The following is a 5,407-nucleotide window of genomic DNA, read 5'->3' on the forward strand; positions in this document are numbered from 1 at the left end:
AGCTTGCTATTAAGCAAGTATACTTCGCACGATAACGGCTGCGTGAAGTACCTGTCAAGGAATGCGGATTTAATATTACCCAAAAGTCTACGTTCCAATGTAGCCTGTATGGAGTTTGCGGAATACGGGCTACATAAAGTTTCGTGTTTTATTAAAATCTGATTCCTAAAAACTTATTTTTTCTTTTTAGCTGTTTGCAGCCTTATCATCTTTAACTTCAGTTCCCCTGAATCCTTTCTGCTTAAAACCGGGTGCATGGTATCGGTAATAAACTTTAACTTTCCATCAACTGTAATTTTTCCTCGCACATTGTAATGATGGCCCAGTTTTATATCATCTGCATTATATTTAATTGCGAAGTAAATAGGAATCTGACCGGCTGGTTCAATAGTAACACTCCCCAGAATAACAGCTGGAACATCCATTAAGGAAACATCTTCTAATGTTGCTTCAAATACTGCATTTTCTGGCAACAAAATACGTTCAAGATAATAAGCGCTACCCGTGAGAATATTCTCTTCAGCAGCCAGAATATTAGAGGTAATACTGATTAGCAAAACTACAAAATACTTTAATACAGACGTAATTTTCATTATTTTACCTTGCTCAAGAGTTCAGGCTGCACATATACGGTCGATTTTTAGCCATCAAACACGACTAAAAATCATTCCAACCTTACTTACCTGCTATATTTCCCCAAAGAATTTTATGTAATTGCAATTGAAATCGTACGGCTAATTGATCGCGCAAAATCCACTCGGCTAATTCTGCTGGATCTTGCTCGCCCATAGACGGGGAGAATAATATTTCACATTGTCGCTCTAACTGGTATTCAGCAATCTTTGCTTTAGACCATGCATAGTCCTCTGCATTACAAATAACAAATTTTAACTGATCTGTTACAGTCAGATATTGCAGGTTTGAATAAAGATTACGCTGCTCTTCTGCCGATGCGGGCGTTTTTAAATCCATCACTTTAACGACACGTGCATCAACACTTGATATATCAATAGCACCACTGGTTTCCAGAGAAACACAATAGTCTTTATCTGCTAATTGCCTCAATAACTCCAGACAGGCGGGCTGCGCTAATGGTTCACCACCAGTCACCGTAATATAGTGCGTTTTATATTGACTAAGCTGCTCAAGAATATCCGCAATACTTCGCGTTTCTCCACCAGAAAAAGCATAGCTGGTATCACAGTACTGGCAACGTAACGGGCAGCCTGTTAAGCGAATAAAAATAGTGGGCAAACCAACTGTTCTTGACTCCCCCTGCAGCGAATAAAAGATCTCACTGATGCGTAAATTATCACTTTTCACTACGGTTACTGACCTATATTCTGTAATTTTTTCTCAGCAATATGTGCTGCAGTACTATCTGCATACTGAGAAGTAATTTGCGTATATAGTTGCACTGCTTTAGCAGAATCATTTTCTTCCCGGTAAATATCAGCTAACTTAAGCATGGCCATCCCTGCTTTTTCACTTTTCGGAAACTGAGTGTATACCGCTTCAAAATTTTTCTGAGCTGCGGGAATATCATTGACAACCTTATAGACAGACCCTAACCAAAAATAAGCATTATCACTGTATGTTCCATTAGGGTAGTCCCGTAAAAACTGTTCGAGTTGTTTAATAGCCTGTTGATAATGGCTATCTTTTACACTGGTAAATGCCTTATCAAAGGCAGATTTTTCCTCGGCTTTCGATCTTGGCTTTGCTTTTTTTACTGGTTTAGGCTTTGCGCGTTGAACAGGAGTTGGGATAGTTGTATTCTGTCGCTTAACCGGTGTATACAAAACTGCTGATTTGCTAGAGTCTATAGATATCCCAGCTCCAGTCTCCAGTTGTTGCAGGCGCATATTCATATCAGTATAAATATTTTGCTGACGCTGTTTTAAGTTATTGATATCATGGTTCTGTTGCTCAATTGTGCCACGTAATTGCTGCACTTCAACCTGTAAAGCTTCCACCCGCACTAACATTTCCAGCATAGGTTGATTTGAAGAGGCCTGACCCGAATAAGCGGCACCATTGGCATAGGTTGAGTTATTAATAATCGGTGGCAATTTTCTGGACTCGGCATAAACTGTACTAGAAATACATATAGCCATTATTAGACATAACTTATTCATTACTTATATACCACTTCTACCCGACGGTTAAGTGCATAAGAATCATCATTATGCTCTAGTGCTACTGGCTTTTCTTCCCCGTAACTCACAATATCAATTTGATTACCCATAACACCAATCAATTTCAACATTTTAAAGACTGACTTTGCACGTTGCTCAGCAAGGGCAATATTGTATTCCCTCGTTCCTCGCTCATCAGAATGTCCCTCAAGGGTAATACGCTGGTTCGGGTTAGTCATTAAATATTGCGCATGCGCTTCTATCACCGCAATAAACTCATTTAAGACCTGGCTACTATCATATTCAAAGTAGATAGTCCGTTTAGATAATGGGCTTGCTGGATCTAAAAACTCAGGACTTTGCATTAAAACTTCAGCAGCACTGAAGTTTTTATCCAGATTAAGCTCCGTTACTTTTGTACCATCCTCACTATAAGCATAGGTTTCGTTATTCGACCCATCATTAACACTGTTAGTGCTATCAGATAGATCATCTTTTACCACATCTTTGCTACACCCTGACAATAAAGCCAGCATAATAAAGAGACTAATCACCGTTTTATTAATTTTCATTTTTTTAAACCTTAATTGAAGATTTTAAATATATCGAGATCTGTATAAATTTATTTACGGGATGCCCACGCTGGCTCCCTAACATTACCTGTCGTATGTTGTATATCAAGTTTGGTTAAACCATCTAGTGTCACCGTCGATAAAATCTGGTTTTGTCCTTTGCGCCGGGCATAAATAATAGTCTGGCCATTCGGCGAAAAACCAGGTGATTCATCTAATGGGCCATTAGTTAATACTGTATTTGTACGCGTTGCTAAATCTAATACTGCTATCCGATAGTTTCCTTGTGCACCTTGCACCATTACTACTGTTTTACCATCGGCAGAAAAAGCTCCCCGCGCATTATAATTACCATCAAAAGAAATTCGCTCCGCGCTACCCTGACCATTGCTTGGCATAATATATATCTGCGCCCGACTACCACGATCCGAAGTAAAAAGTATTTCTTTACCATCTGGAGACCAGGCTGCCTCAGTATCAATCGCATAGGAGCGGGTTAACTTTCTTAAGGATAAATCAGCTAGAGTTAAGATATAAATATCTGAATTACCATCTTTCGATAAAGTAATCGCCAGTTGCTTGCCATCTGGTGACCATGCAGGGGACCCATTAATTCCTTTATATTTAGCAACACTTTTTCGCTCTCCTGTTGCCAAGGTCTGGATAAAAATTTCCGACACTTTATTTTCAAAAGATACGTAAGCGATTTTTCCTCCATCAGGCGACCATGCAGGCGACATGATAGGTTCTTTAGATTGTGCAATTGATGTCGGATTCGCACCATCATAATCAGCTACATGTAGGTTATATTGATGCTTATTTTGAGCCTTAGCTACACTGGTGACATAGGCAATTCGTGTCCTAAAAACACCCGGTATTCCTGTGATTTTCTGATAGATCGCATCACTTAAATGATGTGCCGCCATATTTACTGATGTAGCTTCAACGGTAATTCTTAAGCCTTTTAATTGTTCTTTTTTATAAACATCAAACAAGCTCATTTGTATATGGTAGAGATTATTATCTTTAGTGATAAAGCCAATCACCAGATAATCCTGCCCTATTGCTGCCCAATTACGGAACTTAACCTGGGCGGATCGAGTTGGGTGGGACAACATCTCCTCTCGAGCTAATACATTAAAATAACCACTACCCGCCAAATCCTGGCTGATTATTTGTCCAATATCAGTTGTTAATTTGTCTCCCTGAGGTACAGCAAAAGGAACAACCGCTATTTTATGCGCACTTTGTACGCCCTCTGTAATTTCTATGGTTAATTCAGCATGTAACACATGACTATATGCCAATAGCTGAGAACATATTAGCAATACAGGTATTTTTTTTATTAATTTAATCACTTTTCACTCTTTGAACAAACATTTATAAGTTCGATACTATCCAGGGTATATAAAAGCAGAAGCCTTATCTAATAAAACCTCCCCTAGCCCCTCCTTGTCAAGGCGGGGGACTGAATACTATAAAAGTATTAGCCCTGCTCTCTCTTTCTTAATTTATTAGCGGACTAAAGTCCGCACTATAGGAAACTGAAGTTTCCCAATTATTGAGTAGCTGAAATACACAATGCTGACAAATTTCCCTGCGCCTTCTGGAGACTATCATCCCGTCCGGGGCTGACAGCGGTAGCATAGTTTCAATTTTACCATAAATAATTATTGGGAAACTTCAGTAGGAAATAAACGACGCTTTTAATAGCGTAATTTACATTGCCTGTTAATCTGGTGCAAACTCTAAATTAAAGCTTCTAAATCCTTGAAAAACATTTGGGTCTTTAGGAACGGGTAATGGCGAGGCCTTTCTAACTGCTCGTTCAGCCGACTCATCAAATAACTGGTTACCACTACTCTCTACCACAACAACGGACATAACATCGCCACTAGGAATTAGCCCTATTCTAATTTTGCATCTTAACTTGCCAGATACAGAAACTGGCCGATTCCAGTTTTGTGTTACTTTACGCTTAATTAAAGCTCTAGCATCGGCCGATGCCTTTTTAGCAATTCTGGTATTTTTGGCACGCTGTCTACTTTGCTCCGCTTCCCTTGCTGCAGCTACACGTAATTTCTCTTCCTGTTCCTTTTGTCTTTTTTCTGCTGCTATTTTCTGCTGTTTTGCCGCTTCCTTACGCGCCGCCTCCTGCTTTACCGCTTCTGCCTGACGTTTTTTTTCTGCAATACGTTTAGCCTCTGCCTTACGTTTCTTTGCTATTGCTCGCTTTTTTTCTTCAGCCTTACGTTTCCTGACAGTTTCCTGTTGTTTTTTTTGCTCTAAAACAAGCTTCTTTTTAATATCCTGTAATTTTTTCTGTTCATTTTTTACTTCTGCCTGACGTTGTTCAGCTAGTTTTTTTGCCTCTTTCTCTACCTGTAATCGCTGATCTTTTAATTGCTGTAAATGATGCTTTTCTTGTTCCAGCTTTCGAGCATAATCATCCCGTTGTTGTTTTTGTAACTGCTTTTTATTCTCTTGCTGCTGCTTCAGTTCATTAGCTTTAGCGATAACAACACTCTCATCTAAAATAGTTGCTTTAATAATTTCTGGAGCTTTTTTTTGCTTAGCAGAAGGATCGGGAGTCTCTATTGATGCATTTAAAAAGAACAGAGCAATGATACTTAAATGCAAAGCCAGCGATTGTAGGAAGGGAAGGAAATATTTACGCATAGTCTCTTTAACGGCTGA

6 protein-coding genes are annotated in these 5,407 nt (G+C 39.2%); all 6 read right to left on the reverse strand.

Going from position 1 to position 5,407, the window contains the following annotated elements; genetic code table 11:
• Nucleotides 1–173: 173 nt before the first annotated feature.
• Nucleotides 174–593, reverse strand: coding sequence for a YbaY family lipoprotein (locus CDZ78_RS05665; protein ID WP_087869130.1), 420 nt, complete (start codon nucleotides 591–593; stop codon nucleotides 174–176).
• Between the two features lie 82 nt (nucleotides 594–675).
• Entirely contained in the window at nucleotides 676–1,323 is a 648-nt protein-coding gene (queE, locus tag CDZ78_RS05670) for a 7-carboxy-7-deazaguanine synthase QueE (RefSeq protein ID WP_087869131.1), read from the reverse strand.
• Nucleotides 1,324–1,328: 5 nt separating this feature from the next.
• Nucleotides 1,329–2,138: a tol-pal system protein YbgF gene (gene ybgF, locus CDZ78_RS05675; protein WP_087869132.1), complete on the reverse strand. Its 810-nt coding sequence runs from the start codon at nucleotides 2,136–2,138 to the stop codon at nucleotides 1,329–1,331.
• A complete protein-coding gene (gene pal, locus CDZ78_RS05680; protein WP_087869133.1) occupies nucleotides 2,138–2,710 on the reverse strand; it encodes a peptidoglycan-associated lipoprotein Pal in 573 nt (190 codons plus the stop codon). The genes ybgF and pal overlap by 1 nt, the downstream gene beginning before the upstream one ends.
• Nucleotides 2,711–2,760: 50 nt before the next feature.
• Nucleotides 2,761–4,068 (reverse strand): Tol-Pal system beta propeller repeat protein TolB, encoded by a 1,308-nt coding sequence (gene tolB, locus CDZ78_RS05685; RefSeq protein ID WP_307190461.1) that lies wholly within the window; start codon nucleotides 4,066–4,068, stop codon nucleotides 2,761–2,763.
• Nucleotides 4,069–4,441: 373 nt separating this feature from the next.
• Nucleotides 4,442–5,407, reverse strand: a 966-nt coding sequence (tolA, locus tag CDZ78_RS05690) for a cell envelope integrity protein TolA (RefSeq protein ID WP_211200759.1), incomplete at its 5' end; no start/stop codon positions are given.

It is taken from the genome of Bathymodiolus platifrons methanotrophic gill symbiont (assembly GCF_002189065.1).
Classification (GTDB): domain Bacteria; phylum Pseudomonadota; class Gammaproteobacteria; order Methylococcales; family Methylomonadaceae; genus Methyloprofundus.